We start from the raw sequence: 19,740 nt of genomic DNA on the forward strand, positions 1-19,740 counted from the left end.
GCCGCCTGGCCGGGTGGGCCGAAGACGGCTTTCATGCGGGAGTTATCTGAAGCTTTCGAAATTCGTTTAGCGATTCAATCGGCAATTTACATTTTGTTACATTTGAGCGACTGAAGCCCTGGTTTTAACCGCCTCCCTCGAGAATGTGCGTCCGATGTCGCTCGGCGCACCTGCACCACGTCAGTGGCGGCCGGTGGCAAGGCACGGTCATATCGTTGCAACGCGCCGCGGTAGGCCTGTTCCAGATGACGCACGAATTGATCAGTGTCGAAGAGCACGGACTGGTCCCTCGACGCACGGAGCTTTTCCCTGATTGCCCCCAGCATGCCTGGCAAACGGGCAACATCAACAGCCATGGCCTCATATGCCTCGATAGCGGGTGTGATCAACTCTCGCAGACCGATCGCCGCGAGATGACTCGCACCGTAACGACCGGCACCCCTGCTTCGCGGTTCCAACGAACCTTGTTCTGCAAGAGCGGAGATACAAACGCGGTGACTGCCGAGGTCGCACGATTGTGCGCGCGGATTTAGAGCCGCTATGCAGATGACTGGTCGGAAACAGCCAGGGCCCTTTTCATCCATGATGCTCGGCACACGCCGGCCACGCGCGCAAATCTCAGTGTTCAACCGTCGCACCGAGACAGGCGAAATCTATTACACCCGTCGGTTACGGTGCGATTCAGCCTACGTACGCCCTACCGAGCAAAACCGATGAAGAATTCCTGAGTCGGGTCAATTTGGCAGAGCGTGATGCAGATGACGACGGTGAATGCCGGCGGCCCGATTCTACGTTCCGCGCCGATGCACCGTACGCGCTTCGATTGTTTCACCGGCCCTTGAAGCCGTTCGATTTACCGAAAACCCATCGCGCAACTCGATCACGCATCGAAGAGATTCAACCCCCGGGATGAATCGCGAATCGAACGAAATCGACTCGCGTAGAATGCCCGCAACAATCATCCGAGCGGGCCGCCCTTCCATTCCACTCGCATCGGCACAACAACACCAACGAGCGCCGTGACCTCCGCCGTCGCCGCCCCGCTCGGGCGCGCGCGACCGCGACGATCGTCGACCGACGAAGCATTCATGAGCAAACCGATCCTGTACCTCCTCGCCGGCAACGGCAGCGCGGCCGACTGGTGGGACGATGCATTGCCCCACTTCCGGCGCTACCGACCGGTGCCGCTGGAACTGCCGGGCTTCGGCGATCACCCGGCGCCGCCGTGCGAGGACCTCGCCGCGTATGCGCAAGCGCTGCTGGACGCGACCGAACCGGGCCACGCGATCATGGCGGTCGGCGTGAACGCGCTGCTGGTGCTGCACGCGTTACAGCAGCGCCCCGGCCACTTCGGCCGCAGCGTGCTGCTCGCACCCGTCGGCGCGTTCCTGTGGGAACGGCGCCTGCCGAAACTGATGGCGCCGAGGCCGCTGCGCAAGACGATCCACTGGCTGCTCGCGCACTACCCGACGCTGTTCGCCCGCAAATTCTCGAACCGGACCTGGACGCCCGCGCAATACCGCCGCATGGGCGCCGGCTATGCGCGCTGCCGCGCGTTCCTGCCGCACTGGGACCTCGTGCGCGCCGATACCGCACTGCCGCTGCTCGAGTGGGTCGCCGATCGCATCGAGCTCGTGTGGGGCGACCAGGACGCCATGCTCGGCGTACGCCAGGCCGCCGCGTGGTCGGCGATCCTCGCCCGCGCCGACCTCACCGTCACGCTGCAGCCCGGCTGGGGACACTATCCGTGGATCGACTCGCCTGCGGCCTTTGCGCAGTGGCTCGAAGCCGGCGACACCGGCTTCGTCGCGCACACGAAAGGCGGGCGCCTGGCGCTGGCCACGATGGCCGGCCTCCCCGTGCCGCCCGCCCTGTCGCTGACCCGCGCCGACGACCCGCGCCTGCCCGGCTTTCTCGCGAGCCAGCCCGGCGCCGAATGGGCGATCCGCTCGTCGAGCCACGGCGAGGACCAGGCCGACGCGGCGAATGCCGGCCTGCATACGACGTTCCTGCGTGTACCGGCATCGGATGCGGCCGTTCGCGTGGCCGAACTGCTCGACGGCGGCCTCGAGGAAGCGGTCGTGCAGCGCTTCATCACGCCCGTGCTGTCCGGCATCGCATTCGTGCGCCATCTCGCGGTCGAAGTCGAATGGGTGGAAGGCCACCTCGAATCGCTCGCCGACGGGCAGGCGAGCCCACGGCGCGCGATCCTGTCGCGGCTCGGCGAACCCTGGCAGCGCGGCACGTTCGCACCCGCGCACGGGCTGACCGCGCAGCAGCTTTGGGCGTTCCTGCAGCAGGTGCTGCGCGCGTTCCATTACGTGCCGGGCGACGTCGAATGGGCATGGGACGGCACGCAGCTGTGGCTATTGCAGTACCGCCCGATCAGCAGCTACGGCTGGCACCGGCACCTGACCTCGGCCAACATCGCCGAGATCCTGCCGCCGCAGCCGAGCCGGCTGGTCGAGTACGCGCAACGGCGCGCGGCCGGCAGCATCCCGACCATCATGGCGCGCTGGGATGCGCGCGTACTGCGCGACAACGAACCGTTCACCGCGCTGTACGGCGGTGCGTCGTACATCAACAACGACCTGTTCCTCGCGCGTCTCGCGGACTGGGGCGTATCGGCCGCAAACTACAGCGGCGAGATCGGCGGCGCGACGCCGCCGCTGCGCTGGCGTCCGCTGCGGCTGCTGTGCTCGCTGCCGGTGTTCTGGCGCATGCTGCGCGTCGCGCGCGCTCACCTGCCGACGCTCGCACGCGGCCTGCAGCGCTTCGACGCCGAGCTCGCCACGCTCGTCGAACAGCGCGCCGACGGCCAGCAACTGGCCGACTGGTTCACGCGCTTCTACGTGTTCGTCGTGCAGGGCAACCTGTGCATCGCGTCGTCGCTCGCCAGCAGCGGCGGCGCACTGTGGGGACGTCCGCCGACCGCCTATGGCCAGCTCGACGACAGCCCGCACCGCCTGCCGTGGGAAACCGATCCGGCTACCGCGCGGCCCGCGGCCGCCGACCTGCCGCTGCAGCCCTTCCCCGACTGGCCGCTGCCGGTCCGCGTGCTGCACACGCTCGGCGTGCCGGGCATGCGCGGCTGGTATCTGCAGGTGCGCGAGTGGTATCGCGACAACCTGATGCGCGTGTTCTTCCGCCTGCATCACGCGATGCCGGCCGCCGATCGCGACACGTGGTTCGCGCCGCATCCCGAGCGCCGCGAACGCAACGCCAGCTTCTGGCAGGACGGCAGCGAAGGCACCGACGAGGCAGCCGGCTTCATGATCTATCCGGGTCACACGCAGGGCGTGCTCGGCCACGACATCCTGCTCGAAGACTCGCTCGATCCGGGCCGGCACGCGCAGTACCAGGCCGCCCGCGCGGTGATCGCGCGCATGGGCGGCCGGCTGTCGCATGGCGCGACGCTGCTGCGCGAGCTGCGCAAGCCGTCGGCCGTGCTGCCGCGCGTCGACGATGCGTGGATCGGGCGCGAAGTGCGGCTCAGCGACGGCCGGCTGACGCTGGTCGAATAAACGCACGGCGGCGTGTCGAAGGGGCCGGCGCTCAGCGCGGCGGCGTGCGGATCTTTCCGTCGACCTTCAACGTGCGCCTGTCGCGCGCGGCCTCGTATTCGACCGTCTGCACAGGCGTGACGGCGCCGTACGAGCGGCCGTTCACATAGACGACGCCGTCGCGCAGTTCGATCCGGTCGCCGTTGACCGTCGCGGTGGCGCGGTCGCCCTGCAGCACCGCGCCCGAACAGCCGGCGGTGGAAAAGCTGCGGACCGACGTGCCCGGCATCACCGCGTTGCCGCCCGGGTCCGCCGCATGCGCGGCGCTGCAGGGCGGCGCATACACGTCGCCGGCAGCGTGAAGCGATCCGGCACCGATGCCGCATCCGGCAAGCAGTGCAATCGACATCGGCAACAGCCTGTTCATGGTGGTCTCCGTGGCCCGCGGACCTGGATCGACGATCGGGTAACGCCCCCGCTTGCAGGTCGCCCGATCCATGCAGTATGCGTCAACCTGGCGGCACGCCGCCATCCGCGCCGATACCGCTCCCGTTCGCCAGCGTGTTCCCCTTGACAAGTTGCGAGTCGCAACTATTATCGATTGCGATACGCAACCATTTGGGGCAAACCATGGATCTCATCGACGCGCCCGCCAAGCCTCGCGACGCGACCATCCTCGAACTGCGCGACTTCTCCCGCAAACTGGTGCGCGAGCTCGGCTTCATGCGCGCGACGCTCGCCGACAGCGACTGGGCGCCGTCGGCCGTTCACGCGATCCTCGAGATCGGGATGGCGCCCGGCATCAACGCGAAGGATCTCGGCAACATCCTGCGGCTCGACAAATCGAACACGAGCCGGCAGCTCGCGCGGCTCGAGGCGGCCGGTGTCGTGGAGCGGCGCGTGTCGAGCGAGGATGCGCGTGCGATCGAGCTGTACCTGACCGCCGAAGGGAAAAAACTCCAGAAAAGAATCGACACGTTCGCGACCGATCAGGTGTCGAATGCGCTGCGTCGCATGATTCCCGCCGACCAGCAGGCGCTGCTGCGTTCGCTCGCGCTGTATGCCGATGCCCTCGCGCAGGACAACGCGGCCAAGGCGCCCGCGGCGACACCCGACGCGCCGTCGATTCTCGAGGGCTACCAGCCGGGCTGTATCGGCGACATCGCGAGCCTGCATGCGCGCTTCTATTCGGAGCACTGGGGGTTCGGCGCCTTTTTCGAGAAGCGGGTGGCGACCGAGCTGGCCGAGTTCGCGAGCACGTTGCCGGCCGACGGCAAGGCGCTATGGCTCTGCCAGGAAGACGGGCGGACGCTCGCATCGCTCGCGATCGACGGCGACCCCGCGACCGGCATCGCGCACCTGCGCTGGTTCATCGTGAACGACGCGTTGCGCGGGTCCGGCATCGGGCGCCAGATGATGACGCTGGCCATGCGCTTCGTCGACGCGCACCGGTTTCGCGAGACCTACCTGTGGACGTTCAAGGGACTGGATTCGGCGCGCCACCTGTACGAGTCGTTCGGCTTTACGCTGACGCACGAGTCGGCAGGCACGCACTGGGGAACCGAGGTGATCGAGCAGCGTTTCAGCCGGCCCGGGCCTGCCGGCAGCTGATGGTCATCAGAACCGAACCGTGCCTGCAGCAGCTCGCGCCGCAGGCACGCGCGCATCCGTAGCCGCCGAATCGGCCGCTCGAACTATCGCGCGCCCTGCGCGTACTCCTCCGCGAATGCCGCCTCGACGAACCGGATCACGTCGTCGAGCGACGACGTGCACACGGCATCGGCCGCCAGCGCCTGAAACGCGCCGTCCGGCCCGAAGCAGACGAGCGGCTTGCGCCAGCGTTGCGCCAGCGAGATTTCCTGCGCCGTGCCGTGTCCGCCCGGCAACGCGACGATCAGGTCGCTGCTCAGCACGTTCACGTGATTGCGGTTGATCGTCTGCGGATCGGCATCCGGTTCGCGGCGCGGCAGCGGCGTGAGGATCGGGATGTCGACGAACGGATGCGGATAGCCGTCGAGCGGCACGAAGCCCGCGACCGGATCGGCCTGCGTCGGCAGGATGCCGATCGATCGGCCGGCCCGCCCCGGTACGCCGGCGAACGCGCGCGCGACGGCCAGCATCACGCCCTGGCCGCCGCCCGTCAGCAGGTTGAAACCGGCATGGGCGAGCCATGCGCCGAGCGGTTCCGAAAACGCGAGCCACGGCTCCTTGCCCGAGCCCATCACGCCGATCGTCCTGTTCTTACATTGCATCGTGGTTTCCGGTGAAATCGTTGCAGTACGCGCGAGCGCCACGCTCATTCGAGTTCGACGCCCTTCAGCTCGGGGATCAGGAACAGCGTCGCGACCATGTCGAGCACGTAGAGGCCCGCGAGCAGCGCGATGGCCGTCTGGAACGAGTAGTGCGCGGCAAGCGCGCCGACCGCGACCGGGCCGAAGCCGCCGACCGCCCGGCCGATATTCCACAGCACGTTCTGCGCGGTCGCGCGCGCGGCGGTCGGATAGCCTTCCGACATGAGCGTCCCGTAGCCGCCGACCATTCCGTTGACGAACATGCCCATCAGCGCGCCGGCCCACAGCATCGCGGTCGGGTCCGTCAGTCGCGCATACGCGATGACCGTGACGACCGAACCGAGCTGGTACAGCAGGAACGTCGGCTTGCGCCCGATGCGGTCGGCCAGTTGCCCGAACACCCACACGCCGATCATCATCCCGACCACGGTCGCCGCCGTCCACAGCCCCGACTTCGTCAGCGAGAAGCCCATCTGCTTCGACAGGAAGGTCGGCAGCCAGATCATGATCCCGTAATAGCCGAAGTTCTGGACCGAACACAGGATCACGATGCCGAGGCTCGTGCGCGCGGTGCGGCTGTCGGCGACGAGCATGCGGAACGCGTTGGACTTCGGCTGCGTCGCGCGCTGCACGAACGCCTCCGGCTCGTGCAGCTTGTTGCGCATCGCCCACGCGAGCAGCGCAGGCAGCACGCCGACCAGGAACATGCCGCGCCAGCCGATGTGGAGCAGCAGGAACGGCGTCAGCAGCGCGGCCAGCAGCACGCCGGCCTGCCAGCCGAGCGCGACGTAGCACGACACGCGTGCGCGCTTGCTCGCCGGCCACGCTTCCGCCGCGAGCGCCATGCCGATCCCGAACTCGCCGCCCAGCCCGATGCCCGCGATGGTGCGGTAGGCCAGCAGGTCCCAGAAGCCGCGCGCGAACGCGCACAGGCCGGTGAAGATCGCGAACAGCAGGATCGTCCAGGTCAGCACGCGCACGCGCCCGTAGCGGTCGCTCAGTGCACCGAACAGTATCCCGCCCGCGACCGCGCCGATCAGCGTCCACGTGACGAGCGCGCCGCCCTGTCCGGGCGACAGCTGCAGCGCCGCCGTGATCGCCGGCAGCATGAAGCCGAGGATCAGCAGGTCGAAGCCGTCCATCGCATAGCCGATCGCCGATCCGGCCAGCGCTTTCCACGCGTACGACCCGACCTGCTCTACACGCGTGGCCGACGGGTCGCCGAGCGTCGAAGATTTCATGTTTGCTGCCATGGTGTCCTGCCGCGAATGTCCGGCGACATTTTAAGGCCTGTGCCCGCGAACGACGGGCGCGGGCGCGCATCGGCGCCGCTGCCGGAGCGGCAGGCGGGACATGACGGGCAATGAACGTGGAAAACGTCGATCCGGTGTCGGCGGCCTGGCCGGCGATGTCGCGGCCAGGCCGGACACCGGATGAAAGACTGCGGAGGGACGGGGTGTTACAGGCGGCCCCGCCGGCGCGAACCGGACGGCGCCGCGGGCCTTGGACGCGGCCTGCTTCAGCCCTGATCCTCGCCGGGCCACCAGGCCTTGGCCTCGCGGTCGACGGCGAGCGAATCGAGATCCTTGCCTTCGAGCCATTTCGGCCGTGGGCCGCGACCCGACCATGAGCGGCCGGTCGTCGGATCGTAGTACTTGGCAGGCGCCTTGCGTTTTCGCTGGACGATGTAGCCGAGCGCGCTCAGCACTTCCTGCTGCGAAATTCCCAAAAGCTCGACCTGTTCCTTGAAAGCCGCGAGCGCGGCCTGCTTCTCCTTCTGCTTCGCATCCGACAGCTTGATGTTCAGGTCCCGAAGTTGTGCTTCGAGCTCCTGCAGGGCCTGGGTCATGTATTCATCCTCTTTGGGCATGTTTTTGCAAAAAACTCCGATGGCCGAACCTACCACGAAGTTCCGCCGATCGGGTCTGTCAACTATGTGAATCGTCTTCCTGAGCCGGCATGGTTTGCGCGATGCGCACTAAACGACGTCGTGCGTCATTGCGGGCAGGACCGGGCCGGCGACACACGGCGCGTCGCACACGAACAGGCATGGCGAACGGCTGCGGCAAGTCAGGCGCCGCCCCTGGCACGGGCGCGGCATGGCGCGAATGATAGCAGTGCGCGACATCGTATTGCAGAAGTCGTGCAACGGAACGGATGCGGAGCAGGCGGCTTACCGCCCTGCGTCGTGCGCATCCCATGCGATCCGGTCGAACAGCGCACGCAGCTTCGCGCCGCGTGCGGCATTCAGCGCGGCGGCGTGCGCCACGCGTCCGGCGAGATGCGCACAGAAATCCGGATGGGCGCTCCGATTCTGCGAGGCCGGGCCGCGCCGGATGCAGTTGGTCAGGATGGCCTTCAGGAGATCGAACTCATCGCGCGCCAGATTCGGATGACGATTGACGACCACACCGGCCAGTTGCTGCCGCACGCCGCGCCGCATCACGCGCGTCTTACGCAGTTGCAGCGCGAAGCCCTCCTCGAGCGCGATCGCGGCAACCCTGATTTGCAGGCGCTCGATGTTGCGCACAAGCGCGCCGCCGCCGGAGAACGCGAGATCGTCCGCATAGCGCGTGTAGGTCGCATCGAGCGAACGCGCGAGCGCGGCGAGCCGCATGTCGAACCGGAACGCGCACAGGTTCGCGAGCGCCGGCGACGTCGGCGCGCCCTGCGGCAGATGCCGTTCGCGATAGCGCTGGCGGCCGATCCAGTCGAACCGGTCGCGCAGGTCCGGCGCGAGCAGCCGCGCCGACGGCACGCGGTTCGTGCACAACCCGGTGAGCGTGCGCGCGACTTCGACCGGATACCCGAGCGTGGCGAACAGCGCATGGACGCGTGCGGCGCGCACCGAGACGAAGAAGTCCGCCAGGTCGAAGCGGACGACGACATCGCGATCGGCATGCGGCGCCGCGAACGACACGATCCCGTGCCCCTTGCGAAAACCGTGCACGGCGCCGTGCGGCGCAATGCGATCGAGCAGCCCGTGCAGGATGCGGCGCTGCGCTTCGCGCAGCCTTCCCTTCGGGATCTCGACCAGGCGGCATCCGCCGCTGCGCTTGTCGACCGCGACGTACGTGTAGTGATGCAGCGGCGTGGCGCTGCTGCGCGCATCGACGCGCCAGTGATCGGACAGCCAGTCGAGTTCCGGCACGCTCACGCCGAGCCAGCCGGCGAGATCGCCGGGCGTCACCCATTGCGGCACGTCGCACCCGGCGAGCGGCGCCGGCAACGGCCGCTGGACGGGCGGCCGCCGCACGACGCGGATCACGGCCGGCCGAGCGTCGCCATACCACGCGCGCACGAATCCGGGCGCCTCGGCCACGACGTCCGCCAGCACGTCGATGCCGGTGTCGGACCAGCGTGTGCCGAAGCGCGCGAGCGATGCATCCGCAACCTCATGCGTCCACGCCGGCGCGTCGCCGAGCACGGCCGCCATCCGCGCGACGACGCCGTCGTGCTCGGCCGAACCGGCGAGCATCGCCTCGGCGATCGTGCGTGTGGTGTCGCTCAGGGATGAGTACATGGCCAGGAATGGGCGGGACGATGAGTCAACGTGGCTGGTGCTGCGAGGGGATATGTTGCGCAACGCGAAACCGGGCCCCTTGCGACGCATCGGTGTGTCGATCCGATCCACGGGGTAGCCCCGTGGTCCTGGAACATCGACCGCCTGTTCCGGGTATGTGCTTGACCCACCGGCCCGCGTCGCGACTGTAATGGGCGCGCACGCCACGTGTCAAATCAGGCGGAACGGCATGCGATGTGCTGCGGGCCGCGCGTGTCGCCGGCCCGCGCTCCGCATTGCGTTGCCGCGCTTACACGCCCCGCGCGAACAGCGCGCTGTATGCGATAGGCGCCGCGCCGATGCCGGCCATGCCGCTCAGCATCGTCGCCCAGGTCGCGTCGGCCACGCTGACGGGAAACGACCGCACGCGATTGGCGAGCAGCCAGAAGGTCCGCGTCATGCCGTCGCTCATCGCGACCTCGTACCCGCTTCCCGCCGGCCAGTAGCCGACCGGCGGCAGCGCCACCGGCGCCTCGCGGCCGCCCCTGAACGCAGCGGCAGCCATCGCGAACTTGCTGTCGAGCGGCATGGCCCGGCGCGGTACGCAGTCCTGCGAATCCTGTTTCGGAAACGCGGGGCTCGTTTCGAGCCAGCGGCGATAGAACGCTTCGGCATCGAGATGGACGACGAAACGCTCCACCCCGGCCGGCTCGGCCGCCAGATAGCAGTCGACCTGGCCGGGTACGGGAACGCGCCAGATCGCGCGCTTCGCGCTCAGGTCGACCAGTTCGCACGCCGCCGGCCGGAACGTGACGGGTGAAGCGGATCCGGACTCGCGCAGGTCGCGTGCGCGGTCGAGTCCGTTACGAAGACGTGTCAGCATGGGCCCTCTCTTTCTCTCTCGATTTGTTCGAATGAGTCAGGGCGCGTGGCGCGACCCGCGCCGTCGCCGCCGGTTCGCCCGGTACCCTGACGCTCCCGACTGGATCAGGAACCCGCGCAGTGTATCGCCTTTCGATGACGGGACGACAGGCACGGTGCCCGCCACCCGGTGGGCACCGGCCACGCGCCCTGTCGAACGGAAACCGGCTTCAATCCGGGCTTTGCGGTGCCGATCCTACGGCGCCTGCGGCGCATCGCGCAGCACGGCGCGCAGCGCAGTATCGAACGGCGTCGCGTAATCGATCCCGAGGGCGCGCACGCGTGACGCGTCCAGATGGCAATCGTACGGGCGCGGCGTGGCGTCGGTCGGCTGGTCGATCCGCGTGAGCGACGCGTCGATGCCGAGCGCGGTGGCGATTCGCTGCGCGATGTCGTGCTTCGTCATCGGCTCCTCGCCCGACCAGTGACGAATGCCGGTGACGGCTTCGCCCGCGAGATGGCGCAGCGTCAGGTCGCGGATGACCTTCGCGACGTCCGGCGTGTAGGTCGGGTAGCGGATCGCCCAGGCGTCCATGCCGACCGCGCGGGCACCCGGACGCGCGGACGCGGCAACGGCCGGGACGAGGCTCGTGACCGCCGATTCGTTCCAGTCGGCGATCGGGCCGAAGAGCAACGGCAGGCGCAGCACGCAGGAGAGCGAAGATGCCGCGAGGAGTGCCGCCTCGCCTTCCAGCTTGGTGCGGCCGTAGATGTTCAGCGGGTTCGGTGTCGCGTCTTCACGGTACGGGGCCGCCTTGCCGTCGAACACGTAGTCGGTCGAGATGCCGAGTGTCCATGCGCCGTATCGGGCGGCCAGCGCGCCGACGCGGGCCGGCGCGTCGACATTGATCGCGCGGGCGGCGGCCGGGTCGCGTTCGCAGACGTCCGGGCGGCGTTCGGCGGCGCAGAGGATGACGGCGGCCGGCTTGCGGGTGTCGAAGAGGTGCTCGAGGGCCGGCTGGTCGAGGACGTCCAGTTCCGCGATGTTTTCCGGCGGCAATGCCAGAAGTTTTGCGCCCGCGCTTTGCGGGTTCCGGATGGTCGCCAGTAGCGTCAACGACGATTCGCTCGCCAGCGACGCGGCAACCGCGCGGCCAAGCAGGCCGGAGGCGCCGATGAGGAGGATGGTCTTGCGTTCGGTGGACGGAGTTGGGCTTGGCATGAGCGGCGATTCGGGTGACGTGGCGGAGCGCGAGGTCGCGATCCACGTTCGAATGTCAGGGTCGACGTTCGAACGATGAACGTGCCGAGGATAGCCGAGTTTGGCGGCGGACACGACCGACACGAGGCGTTGCGGCCGACACGCGCCGTGCCCGCGCCATCGCCCGCCCCAAAACGCAGCGCGCGGTACACATCCGTGCACCGCGCCAGTCACACTGAACGGAAACTTCGTCCTGCGTTACTTCCGGTCAACCGAATACCGCCCCGGCCCGGTCAGCGCGAGCAACAGCAACCCGCCGATGATGCTCACGTTCTTGTAGAAGTTGATCATCGCCATGTACTGCTCCATCCCCTGCAGCGCCCAGTAGCGATGGCCGATCAGCGCGGTCGCGAGCGTATAGGCGGCAAACACCAGCGCGAGCGGACGCGTATAGAAGCCGATCGCGATCAGCGCGCCGCCGGCCAGTTCCACCGCCACCGCGATCGCGGCCGCCAGTTCGGGCGCCGGGTTTCCCGTCGACGCCATGTACGCGACCGTGCCCGAAAAGCCGTTCAGCTTCTGCCAGCCGAACAGCACGAACAGGATCATCATCAGCACGCGAGCCGCCAGCAGCAGCTCGTCCTTCTTCGACTCCAGCGAAACGTAACGCATAGCAATCACCCTTGAATTGACGGTTTGATGCGGCCGCTGCCGGTGCGCGCCGGAGCGGCGCGCGTGGCCGGCAACGGGCCACTCCTCGCTCGATCGGATCGCCGGCCGATACCACGGCCAGTTGCCGAAGAATCCGTCCGGTCGCGCCGCTTGCGGCGCGCTTCGAATCGGTTCTGGCGAAGCACGGGTGCAGTCTACTGTCTCGCCTGAAATCATCAATCCGTCAAAACATGATTCGCTGTCTCAATTTAGTGGACAATTTGCACGGCCGAAGCCAAACAACCCGGAAATCTCGCGCGGATCGCTACTGAAGAGACCGGCACGAAACGGTTTGCGCTCAGTCCGCCTCTGCAGAGGAGTGCCTGAACGACGCACCATACGCACTGTCAGGCAACCGATCGCGTCCGCTCAGGCGCGAACGGAAAGTACCGGCCGGTGCCGTCGTCCGGTACAGGCCGCGCTTCTTCAGTTCCGGCACGACCAGTTCGGCGAAATCGTCGAGCGTGCCCGGGCTGACCAGCGGATTGAGCATGTAGCCGCTCGTCGTCGACAGCTGCGCATGCTCGGCGAGCTGGTCCGCGACTTCGTCCGGCGAGCCGACGAGGATCAGGTCGGTGCCGCGCGTGACGCTCGCGAACTTGCGCCGCACGTCGCCGGCGGTGAGCGGCTTGCCGCTGCCGTCGGGCCGCACGACGTAGGACGTGAGCCCTTCCGTCTGCGTCGTCAGCGGCTCGTCGTCCGCATAGCGGTCGATGTCGATGCCGGTGTCGCCCGCATAGCTGACGAGTTGCGCGTGCTGGTGATAATGCTGCTGAAGCGTGTGATATTTCTCCTTCGCGTCGCTCGACGAGCGCGCCGTCACGATCCGCAGCACCGTCAGCGACTTCACGTCGTCCGCCGCCCGGCCGCGTTCGGCCGCCAGCCGGCGTATCTCGTCGAGGCCTGCGCGAATCTCGTGCGGATTCGATTTCGCGACGAACACCACCTCCGCGTGCTTCGCCGCGAATTCGCGCCCACGCCCCGACCAGCCGGCCTGGATCAGCACGGGCGAGCGCTGCGGCGACGGCGCGCAGACGTGCGGCCCCTGCACGCGATAGTGCGCCCCTTCGTGCGCGATCGGCCGTACGCGATCGCCACGCGCATAGCGCGGCGAGCGCTTGTCGGCGACCACCGCGTCGTCCGCCCAGCTCCCTTCCCACAGTTTGTAGACGACGTCGAGAAATTCCTCCGCGCGCGCATAGCGTTCGTCATGAACGATCATTCGGTCGAGACCGAAGTTGCGCGCCGCACTCGTCAGGTAGGACGTCACGATGTTCCAGCCGATCCGGCCGTTGCTCAGATGATCGAGCGTGCTGAAGCGGCGCGCGAGCGCGAACGGATGCTCGTAGGTCGTGCTCGCGGTCACGCCGAACGCGAGCCGCTCGGTCTGCGCGACGAGCGCCGGAATCAGCATCATCGGATCGTTCGCGGGCGCCTCGACCGCCCACTGCAACGCGGCGTCGGCCGACCCGCCATAGACGTCGTACAGGCCGAGCACGTCCGCGAAGAACAGCATGTCGAGATCGGCCTGCTCGGCCGTGCGCGCAAGGTTCGACCAGAACGCGAGCGTATTCGCGCGCAGCCGTTCGTCGGCCGGATGGGTCCACAGGCTCGGCGCGCCGCCGCAGCCGACGCTGGCTTGTTCGTACAGGGAAAACAGCAAGGGGCGAGGATCGGACATCGTGGATTTCGTTACCAGGGCAGTCATCAGTTGGGTGCCGCCCACGCACCCGACGACGCGCGGCGGCGCCGTGCGGGCATGCGGTCGTCGGGCGCGCGCATCAGGTAGCGATTGACGCGCTTCTCGAGACGGGCGGCGGGAATGGTCAGCAGCGCGACCAGCACGACATAGACGATGGCCGCACCGACCAGCGGTTCGTACACGCGCAACGTCTCGAAGCGCAGCGTATTGGCCGTGCCCATCACGTCGAACACGGTAACGGTCGATGCGAGGACGGTCGATTTCAGCAGCAGGATCGCCTCTCCGGTGAGCGCGGGCAGCGCCAGCCGCCACGCACGCGGGCCGACGATGCGGCGCAGCACCTGCACGCGCGTCATCCCGTATGCATGGCCGGCCTCGATCTCGCCGGCCGGCACGCCGGCGATCGCGCCGCGCAGGATCGTCGCGACATACGCGCTCTCGTTCACGCTCAACGCGACGACCGCGTACCAGAACGCGTCGCGCAGCAGCGGCGACGCCCAGCTGTCGCGCATCCATTCGCGCGGGACGATCTGACCGAATCCGTAGTACAGCAGATAGAGTTGAACGAGTAGCGGTGTGCCGCGGATCAGCATCAGCCAGCTGCGCGCGGACCAGCGCAGCGGCGTGTGGCGTGCACCGGCGGCGAGCGCGAGCGGCACACCCAGCAGCATGCTGGCCACACCCGACAGAAGCGTCAGCGCCAGTGTCGTCGGCACCGCGGCGAGCAGCTTCGGCATCACCGTGTCGAGCAGGAACGGCAGCGAGAAGATCATGGAGTCGCGCGCCTCGTGCCACGATTCGCATGCCGCTCGAGCGCCGCGACGATGCCGGTCGACGTGATGCTCAACAGCAGGAACAGCGCGGCCGTGACGAGATAGAAGAATACGTAGTGCCGCGTCGCACCGGCCGCGAGCTGGCTTGCCTTCAGCAGATCCGTAAACGAACCGAGCACGCTGATGAACGACGCGTCCTTGGTCGCGTTCAGCCACACGTTGCCGACGCCCGGCAACGCGAGCCGCGCCGCGGCCGGGAGCCGGATGCGCGTCAACGTCTGCCACGGCGTCATCCCGTACGCGTGCGCGGCTTCGACCTGGCCGATCGGGACGTTGACGAGCGCCGCGCGGAAGATGTCGGTCAGATACGCGCCCTGGATGAAACCGAGCGACAGCGCGGCGACGACGAACGGATCGAACGCGAAGTCGGCGGATACGAGGCCGCTGCCGCGCAGCGCATTTTCGACGGCAGGCGCAACTGCGTAGAACGCCAGCAGCAGGCACAACAGTTCGGGCAGCGCGCGCACGAGCGTCGTATAGAGACGCACGAGCCATGCAAGCGCGGCGTATCGCGACAGCTTGCCGAGCGCGCCGGCGATGCCGAGCAGTGCGCCCGTGCAGAACGACGCTGCTGCGACGCCGAACGTCAGCGCGAACGCGCTCGCGAACACGCGGCCATACCCGCCGTCGCCGAATGCGAGCAGCGCGAGCAGCGAATCGTCCGCGGCCATCGGGTCAGCGGCCCTTCTCGATCGTGCCCTTCAGGTTCGGGTAGCGGGCGGTGATCGCATCCCATGTGCCGTCCCGCTGAAGTTGCGCGATCGCGGTCGACAGCTTGCCGCGCAGTGCGTCACCGTGGCGCACGCCCGCGCCGATGCCGAGACCCAGCACCGGATTGTCCGCGCACGTGGCCTTGACTTCGAAGTCCTTGCCGTCGCGCGACGCGAGGAACGCGGTGAACAGCCCCTTGCCTTCCTGCACGTAGTCGACGCGGCCGGACACCAGATCCGCGAGCGCATTGTCGAACTTGTCGAACGCCTTGATCTGCGCGTCCTGCTTGAAGCGGGAATCGAGGAACGCCGAGAAATTCGTGCCGGCCTCGACGCCGATCACGCGGCCCTTGAAGGTCGCGGGCACCGCGCAGTCGACGCGGCGCCGGTCGCTTTTCGCACCGACGAACACCGTCGGCGATTCGTAGTACGCACGGCTGAAATCGATCGCTTTCTGCCGTTCGCCGGTGATCGTCATCGACGACCAGATCACGTCGATCTTGCGGTTCTGCAACGCCGGAATCAGGCCGTCCCATGCAATGTCGGTAAGCTCGCACCGCACGTTGAGCTTGCCGCATGCGGCATCGAGCACGTCGACTTCCCAGCCCTTCCACTTGCCGGCAGCGTCCTTCGAGAAGAACGGCGGATAGGACTCGGCGTCGATGCCGACGCGCAGTGTCGGCTGGGCCGCATGGGAAACCGGCGCGAGGCCGAATACGAACAGCGCGGCCGCGGCACGGCGGACCCTCGAACGCATCAAACGATTCATGTGGCGAATTTCCGGAATAACGTCGGAACGACCGGCTTCGCAGCCGGCAGCAGGATGCGAGACTGTAGTGCCTGCCGAAGCGTGTACCAAATGGTTATTTTTTCGATGGATATCTGATCGGGTCATATGCCGCCCGTGTGGATCCGGCACGCGCCAAATTCATATCCGTCGAACCGACGTCATTCACCCAACGAATCGCGCTTCTACGGCGTCGTCCTTATGCAGGCGCTCGAGACAGACGCGTCGCGTGAAGGCGGCGTCGAACAACGCCGCCGCACCGGATGTCTCGATCCGTCACTGCGCCGCGATCCGCCGACGGAAATGCTCGGTCCCCGCGACGATCTTGTCGAGCACCGCGTCGAGCGCCCAGAATCGTTCCCGCACGTCGTAGTCGATCGCGCGGCACTTGATCGACCCGAACGTACCGATCCGCTGATGGTAAATCTTCGCGAGTGCCGGATAGCCGAGTGCCTCCGACACCGCCGACAAGACCAGAAACGTCGACAATTCATCGGCCAGCGCCGGATTCGTGTCGCCTTGCGTACGCAGCCACCGGTAGAGATCCGGGTGGAAGTTGGTGAACACGCCGTTGAAGCCGGCGGACCCGGCCTTCATCGCGTCCCGCGCAATCGCGGCGTTCGCGTTCAGGATCTTCAGCGGCGACCCGGCGGCGAGCGCGACACGCCGCTTCACCGTGTCGAGATCGCAGCTCACGTCCTTCAACATCACGAACCGGCCCGTATCGATACACGCACGCAGTTCGTCATCCGAAAGAAGCCGCCGGTAAGGGGCCGGACATTCGTACAGGCCGAGCGGGAGATCCGACGGCAGGCGCGCGAGCAGCCGGTGCAGATGGTCGAGCAACGCGGCAGTGCCCTTGCGCTGCGGATCGAGGCGGTTGGTCACGAGCACGACGCCCTGCGCGCCCGATTCGGCCGCCGCGCACAGCTCGGCGACCTGCGCATCGAGATCGTCGCTGATGTGCCCGGAGGCGACGACGGGCACACGTCCGGCCACCCGATCGACCACGAAGCGCGCGAGTTCCGCGCGTTCGGCAAGGCTCAGGAACTGCATCTCGCTCGATTGCGCGACCGCGAACAACGCATCCGAGCCATGCGCCAGATACCATTCGATGAGCCGCTCGAGCCCGGCGTAGTCGATTGCACCGGCGTCGTCGAACGGCGTCAGCATCACCGGCACGATCCCCTCGATGGTCACGTTCGATTGCTGCGGGTGTTGCATCTGTTTCTCCTTGCTTCAATGAATACGGTGGGCGGACCGCGGGCTCATGCCGGCAACGGTCCGGGCGCGGCGTTCGCGGCCTGCTCGGGAATCGGCTTGCGCACCAGCAGCAGATACGCCATCGCGCCGGCGAACGCGATCGCCGCGGCCGTCAGCAGCGCCGGCACGAACGACCACTTCTGCGCAATGATGCCCGTCAGGATCGGCGCAAGCGCGCCGCCGATGAAGCCGCCGAAATTCTGGATCGCGCCGAGCGATGCGACACGGCTCGGCGGGGCGGCCGCCGTCGCGAGCGCCCACGAGCAGGCCGACGCCGCGTTCGCGAGAAAGATCACGACCGAAATGCAGGCGAGCGCAACCGCGTTGCTCTGCACGAGCGCGGCCGGAATCGTGAAGGCGACCATTCCGAGCATCGCGACCACCACCGCGTTGCGGCGGCTCACGACCGGCGAACGGCTGCGGCGCGTGACCACGTCCGACAGCCAGCCGGCGACCAGCGAACCGACGAACCCGCACAGGAACGGCACCGACGCGGCGAATCCGGTACGGATGAGGCTCATGTGCCGCTCCATCGTCAGGTAGCCCGGCAGCCAGGTCAGGTAGACCCAGTTCAGGTACACGGAGCCGAAGTAGCCGATCAGCATCCCCCAGGTCGTGCCGTGCGAGAACAGGCTGCGCCACTCGATGAACGTCAGTTTCGGTACCGCGGCGACGCTGTGCGCGTCGGCATCGAGATAGCTGCGCTCGGCGGCGGACAGTTGTGCGCGCACCGGATCTCGATACAGCGCGAACCAGACGACGGCGACGACGAGGCCGAGTGCCCCCGTCGCGACGAATGCCCAGCGCCAGTCGAACGACGCAACGAGAATCGACAGCAGCAACGGCGCGAGTGCGGTGCCGAGCGGCGATGCGGCGTTGAAGATGCCGGTCGGCACGCCGCGCGCGCGTAGCGGAAACCAGTTGCTGACCACGCGCGCGGCCGACGGGAACTGCGGCGCCTCGCCGATGCCGAGCGCGATGCGCGCGACGATGAACCAGCCGAAGGTCGACACGATGCCGCCAGCCGCCTGCGCGATCGACCAGACGATCAGCCCGATGCCGAGCAGCCGGCGCGGGCCGATGCGGTCGACGAGGCCGCCGACCGGGAACTGGCACAGCGCATAGCTCCACGAGAACGCGGACAGCAACAACCCCACCTGCGCGAGCGACAGGCCGAGATCGCCGCGGATCGCCGAACTCGCGACGGCCAGCGTGCCGCGATCGAGATAGTTGACGATCCCGCTCGCCATCAACAGCGCGAGCGCGATGCGTTGTCCGCGCCGGATGCGTGGCGGCGCGGGCGGAACAGGTTGGTTTTCGTTCATGTCGGTTGTCTCCATTTCACGGGTATCGGCCAACTCCGGCCATTCCGTCGCGTGCGGAATTCAGTTATCCATACGGTTTACTTCGTCACGCGTCGGGATCGAGGTCTGTGCGCCGTAGCGCGTGACGCTGATTGCGGCCGCACGCTGGCCGAAGCCGATCGCGTCGTCCATCGACGCGCCGCCTGCGCGGGCGGCCGCGAACCCGCCGACGAACGTGTCGCCGGCAGCTGTCGTATCGACGGCCACCACCGTCATCGCCCGATGACGGCCGTTCCCCGCGCTGCCGCGCCAGCAGACGCCGCGCGCACCGAGCGTAACCAGCACGTTGGCGACGCCCTTCGCGCACAGCGCGTCGGCGGCGCGCACGGCCGACGCATCGTCGCCGACGGCGATGCCGGTCAACGACTCGGCTTCGGTCTCGTTGACGACGAGGTAGTCGACCCGTGCCAGCAATGCATCGGGCAGCGGCTGCGCGGGTGCCGGATTGAGCAGCACCGGTGTGCGGCGCTCGCTGGCACAGGCGATCGCGCATGCGACGGTGGCAACCGGCACTTCGAGCTGGCACACGAGCAGCGCGGCCCCGGCGATCGCGTCGCGCGCCGCGTCGATCCGGTCGGCATCGAGGCACGCATTCGCGCCGGGCACGACGACGATGCTGTTCGCGCCGCCGTCGTCGACCATGATCGTCGCCACGCCGGTCGCCGTGCCGCCGATCCGGCTCAGATGCGTCACGTCGATGCGCTCCGCCGCCAGCGCGCCGTGCAGGCGTGCGCCGAACGTGTCGTCGCCGACGCAGCCGATCATCGCAACCGATGCGCCCAGGCGCGCAGCCGCGACCGCCTGGTTCGCCCCCTTGCCGCCATGAACGGTCTGGAATGCCGTGCCGAGCAGCGTCTCGCCCGGCACCGGCAGGCGCGGCGCGCGCGTGACGAGGTCGATGTTGACGCTGCCGACGACAGCGATACGCGGTGAAGTGGTGTCGCTCATGCTCGAATGTAACCGCTTACATTTGAGACCGACAAAATGGCCGGAAAGGCTGTCGTCTCGGAAA

18 protein-coding genes are annotated in these 19,740 nt (G+C 67.8%); 2 read left to right on the forward strand and 16 right to left on the reverse strand.

Going from position 1 to position 19,740, the window contains the following annotated elements; all coding sequences use genetic code 11:
• Positions 1 to 86: 86 nt before the first annotated feature.
• Positions 87 to 584: a hypothetical protein gene (locus U5798_RS37110; protein WP_415859483.1), complete on the reverse strand. Its 498-nt coding sequence runs from the start codon at positions 582 to 584 to the stop codon at positions 87 to 89.
• Between the two features lie 504 nt (positions 585 to 1,088).
• Between U5798_RS37110 and U5798_RS03290 the strand changes: the two genes are divergently transcribed.
• The gene (locus tag U5798_RS03290; protein ID WP_322081163.1) at positions 1,089 to 3,524 is read left to right on the forward strand and encodes a PEP-utilizing enzyme; all 2,436 of its coding nucleotides are present in this window, start codon (positions 1,089 to 1,091) and stop codon (positions 3,522 to 3,524) included.
• Positions 3,525 to 3,555: 31 nt separating this feature from the next.
• Here the strand turns inward: U5798_RS03290 and U5798_RS03295 are convergent, their stop codons facing one another.
• Positions 3,556 to 3,930 (reverse strand): sugar ABC transporter ATPase, encoded by a 375-nt coding sequence (locus U5798_RS03295; RefSeq protein WP_322081164.1) that lies wholly within the window; start codon positions 3,928 to 3,930, stop codon positions 3,556 to 3,558.
• A gap of 203 nt (positions 3,931 to 4,133) precedes the next feature.
• On the opposite strand from U5798_RS03295, the gene U5798_RS03300 reads away from it, so the two are divergent.
• Positions 4,134 to 5,114, forward strand: coding sequence for a helix-turn-helix domain-containing GNAT family N-acetyltransferase (locus U5798_RS03300; RefSeq protein WP_322081165.1), 981 nt, complete (start codon positions 4,134 to 4,136; stop codon positions 5,112 to 5,114).
• Positions 5,115 to 5,197: 83 nt separating this feature from the next.
• On the opposite strand, the gene U5798_RS03305 is transcribed toward U5798_RS03300, so the two are convergent.
• The 14 genes from U5798_RS03305 to rbsK all read right to left on the reverse strand — a co-directional run bounded on the left by U5798_RS03305 (position 5,198) and on the right by rbsK (position 19,676).
• Positions 5,198 to 5,803: a DNA-binding protein gene (locus tag U5798_RS03305; RefSeq protein WP_322081166.1), complete on the reverse strand. Its 606-nt coding sequence runs from the start codon at positions 5,801 to 5,803 to the stop codon at positions 5,198 to 5,200.
• Positions 5,800 to 7,047, reverse strand: coding sequence for an MFS transporter (locus U5798_RS03310; RefSeq protein ID WP_322081167.1), 1,248 nt, complete (start codon positions 7,045 to 7,047; stop codon positions 5,800 to 5,802). Before U5798_RS03310 ends, U5798_RS03305 begins: the two co-directional genes overlap by 4 nt.
• 266 nt (positions 7,048 to 7,313) lie before the next feature.
• Complete coding sequence (locus tag U5798_RS03315; protein WP_124448758.1) at positions 7,314 to 7,643, reverse strand: H-NS family nucleoid-associated regulatory protein; 330 nt, start codon at positions 7,641 to 7,643, stop codon at positions 7,314 to 7,316.
• Between the two features lie 324 nt (positions 7,644 to 7,967).
• Positions 7,968 to 9,317 carry a reverse transcriptase family protein gene (locus U5798_RS03320; protein WP_322081168.1) on the reverse strand — a complete coding sequence of 450 codons (1,350 nt, stop codon included), beginning with the start codon at positions 9,315 to 9,317 and terminating at the stop codon, positions 7,968 to 7,970.
• A gap of 289 nt (positions 9,318 to 9,606) precedes the next feature.
• Entirely contained in the window at positions 9,607 to 10,179 is a 573-nt protein-coding gene (locus U5798_RS03325) for a plasmid fertility inhibition factor family protein (protein WP_322081169.1), read from the reverse strand.
• A 234-nt stretch (positions 10,180 to 10,413) separates the two neighbouring features.
• Positions 10,414 to 11,379: an SDR family oxidoreductase gene (locus U5798_RS03330; protein ID WP_322081170.1), complete on the reverse strand. Its 966-nt coding sequence runs from the start codon at positions 11,377 to 11,379 to the stop codon at positions 10,414 to 10,416.
• A 237-nt stretch (positions 11,380 to 11,616) separates the two neighbouring features.
• Positions 11,617 to 12,030: a DoxX family protein gene (locus U5798_RS03335; RefSeq protein WP_124448768.1), complete on the reverse strand. Its 414-nt coding sequence runs from the start codon at positions 12,028 to 12,030 to the stop codon at positions 11,617 to 11,619.
• Between the two features lie 337 nt (positions 12,031 to 12,367).
• Positions 12,368 to 13,750 (reverse strand): LLM class flavin-dependent oxidoreductase, encoded by a 1,383-nt coding sequence (locus U5798_RS03340; protein ID WP_322081171.1) that lies wholly within the window; start codon positions 13,748 to 13,750, stop codon positions 12,368 to 12,370.
• A 26-nt stretch (positions 13,751 to 13,776) separates the two neighbouring features.
• Positions 13,777 to 14,544, reverse strand: coding sequence for an ABC transporter permease subunit (locus U5798_RS03345; RefSeq protein WP_322081172.1), 768 nt, complete (start codon positions 14,542 to 14,544; stop codon positions 13,777 to 13,779).
• Positions 14,541 to 15,275 carry an ABC transporter permease subunit gene (locus tag U5798_RS03350; RefSeq protein ID WP_322081173.1) on the reverse strand — a complete coding sequence of 245 codons (735 nt, stop codon included), beginning with the start codon at positions 15,273 to 15,275 and terminating at the stop codon, positions 14,541 to 14,543. Before U5798_RS03350 ends, U5798_RS03345 begins: the two co-directional genes overlap by 4 nt.
• Positions 15,276 to 15,279: 4 nt before the next feature.
• Positions 15,280 to 16,083 (reverse strand): transporter substrate-binding domain-containing protein, encoded by an 804-nt coding sequence (locus tag U5798_RS03355; RefSeq protein WP_322081174.1) that lies wholly within the window; start codon positions 16,081 to 16,083, stop codon positions 15,280 to 15,282.
• Positions 16,084 to 16,377: 294 nt separating this feature from the next.
• Positions 16,378 to 17,325, reverse strand: coding sequence for a dihydrodipicolinate synthase family protein (locus U5798_RS03360; protein WP_322081175.1), 948 nt, complete (start codon positions 17,323 to 17,325; stop codon positions 16,378 to 16,380).
• 44 nt (positions 17,326 to 17,369) lie between these two features.
• Positions 17,370 to 18,689 carry an MFS transporter gene (locus U5798_RS03365; protein WP_322081176.1) on the reverse strand — a complete coding sequence of 440 codons (1,320 nt, stop codon included), beginning with the start codon at positions 18,687 to 18,689 and terminating at the stop codon, positions 17,370 to 17,372.
• A gap of 60 nt (positions 18,690 to 18,749) precedes the next feature.
• Positions 18,750 to 19,676 (reverse strand): ribokinase, encoded by a 927-nt coding sequence (gene rbsK, locus U5798_RS03370; RefSeq protein ID WP_322081177.1) that lies wholly within the window; start codon positions 19,674 to 19,676, stop codon positions 18,750 to 18,752.
• Positions 19,677 to 19,740 lie beyond the last annotated feature (64 nt).

Source organism: Burkholderia sp. BCC1972, assembly GCF_905339605.1.
Taxonomy (GTDB): domain Bacteria; phylum Pseudomonadota; class Gammaproteobacteria; order Burkholderiales; family Burkholderiaceae; genus Burkholderia.

What these genes read in the sequence shown, in the direction of transcription:
- U5798_RS03365 (WP_322081176.1), bottom strand. Translation starts at nt 18,689, where the DNA reads ATGAACGAAAACCAACCTGTTCCGCCCGCGCCGCCACGCATCCGGCGC.
- U5798_RS03360 (WP_322081175.1), bottom strand. Translation starts at nt 17,325, where the DNA reads ATGCAACACCCGCAGCAATCGAACGTGACCATCGAGGGGATCGTGCCG.
- U5798_RS37110 (WP_415859483.1), bottom strand. Translation starts at nt 584, where the DNA reads ATGGATGAAAAGGGCCCTGGCTGTTTCCGACCAGTCATCTGCATAGCG.
- U5798_RS03315 (WP_124448758.1), bottom strand. Translation starts at nt 7,643, where the DNA reads ATGACCCAGGCCCTGCAGGAGCTCGAAGCACAACTTCGGGACCTGAAC.
- U5798_RS03350 (WP_322081173.1), bottom strand. Translation starts at nt 15,275, where the DNA reads ATGGCCGCGGACGATTCGCTGCTCGCGCTGCTCGCATTCGGCGACGGC.
- U5798_RS03320 (WP_322081168.1), bottom strand. Translation starts at nt 9,317, where the DNA reads ATGTACTCATCCCTGAGCGACACCACACGCACGATCGCCGAGGCGATG.
- rbsK (WP_322081177.1), bottom strand. Translation starts at nt 19,676, where the DNA reads ATGAGCGACACCACTTCACCGCGTATCGCTGTCGTCGGCAGCGTCAAC.
- U5798_RS03295 (WP_322081164.1), bottom strand. Translation starts at nt 3,930, where the DNA reads ATGAACAGGCTGTTGCCGATGTCGATTGCACTGCTTGCCGGATGCGGC.
- U5798_RS03325 (WP_322081169.1), bottom strand. Translation starts at nt 10,179, where the DNA reads ATGCTGACACGTCTTCGTAACGGACTCGACCGCGCACGCGACCTGCGC.
- U5798_RS03290 (WP_322081163.1), top strand. Translation starts at nt 1,089, where the DNA reads ATGAGCAAACCGATCCTGTACCTCCTCGCCGGCAACGGCAGCGCGGCC.
- U5798_RS03300 (WP_322081165.1), top strand. Translation starts at nt 4,134, where the DNA reads ATGGATCTCATCGACGCGCCCGCCAAGCCTCGCGACGCGACCATCCTC.
- U5798_RS03335 (WP_124448768.1), bottom strand. Translation starts at nt 12,030, where the DNA reads ATGCGTTACGTTTCGCTGGAGTCGAAGAAGGACGAGCTGCTGCTGGCG.
- U5798_RS03310 (WP_322081167.1), bottom strand. Translation starts at nt 7,047, where the DNA reads ATGGCAGCAAACATGAAATCTTCGACGCTCGGCGACCCGTCGGCCACG.
- U5798_RS03355 (WP_322081174.1), bottom strand. Translation starts at nt 16,083, where the DNA reads ATGAATCGTTTGATGCGTTCGAGGGTCCGCCGTGCCGCGGCCGCGCTG.
- U5798_RS03345 (WP_322081172.1), bottom strand. Translation starts at nt 14,544, where the DNA reads ATGATCTTCTCGCTGCCGTTCCTGCTCGACACGGTGATGCCGAAGCTG.
- U5798_RS03305 (WP_322081166.1), bottom strand. Translation starts at nt 5,803, where the DNA reads ATGAGCGTGGCGCTCGCGCGTACTGCAACGATTTCACCGGAAACCACG.
- U5798_RS03340 (WP_322081171.1), bottom strand. Translation starts at nt 13,750, where the DNA reads ATGTCCGATCCTCGCCCCTTGCTGTTTTCCCTGTACGAACAAGCCAGC.
- U5798_RS03330 (WP_322081170.1), bottom strand. Translation starts at nt 11,379, where the DNA reads ATGCCAAGCCCAACTCCGTCCACCGAACGCAAGACCATCCTCCTCATC.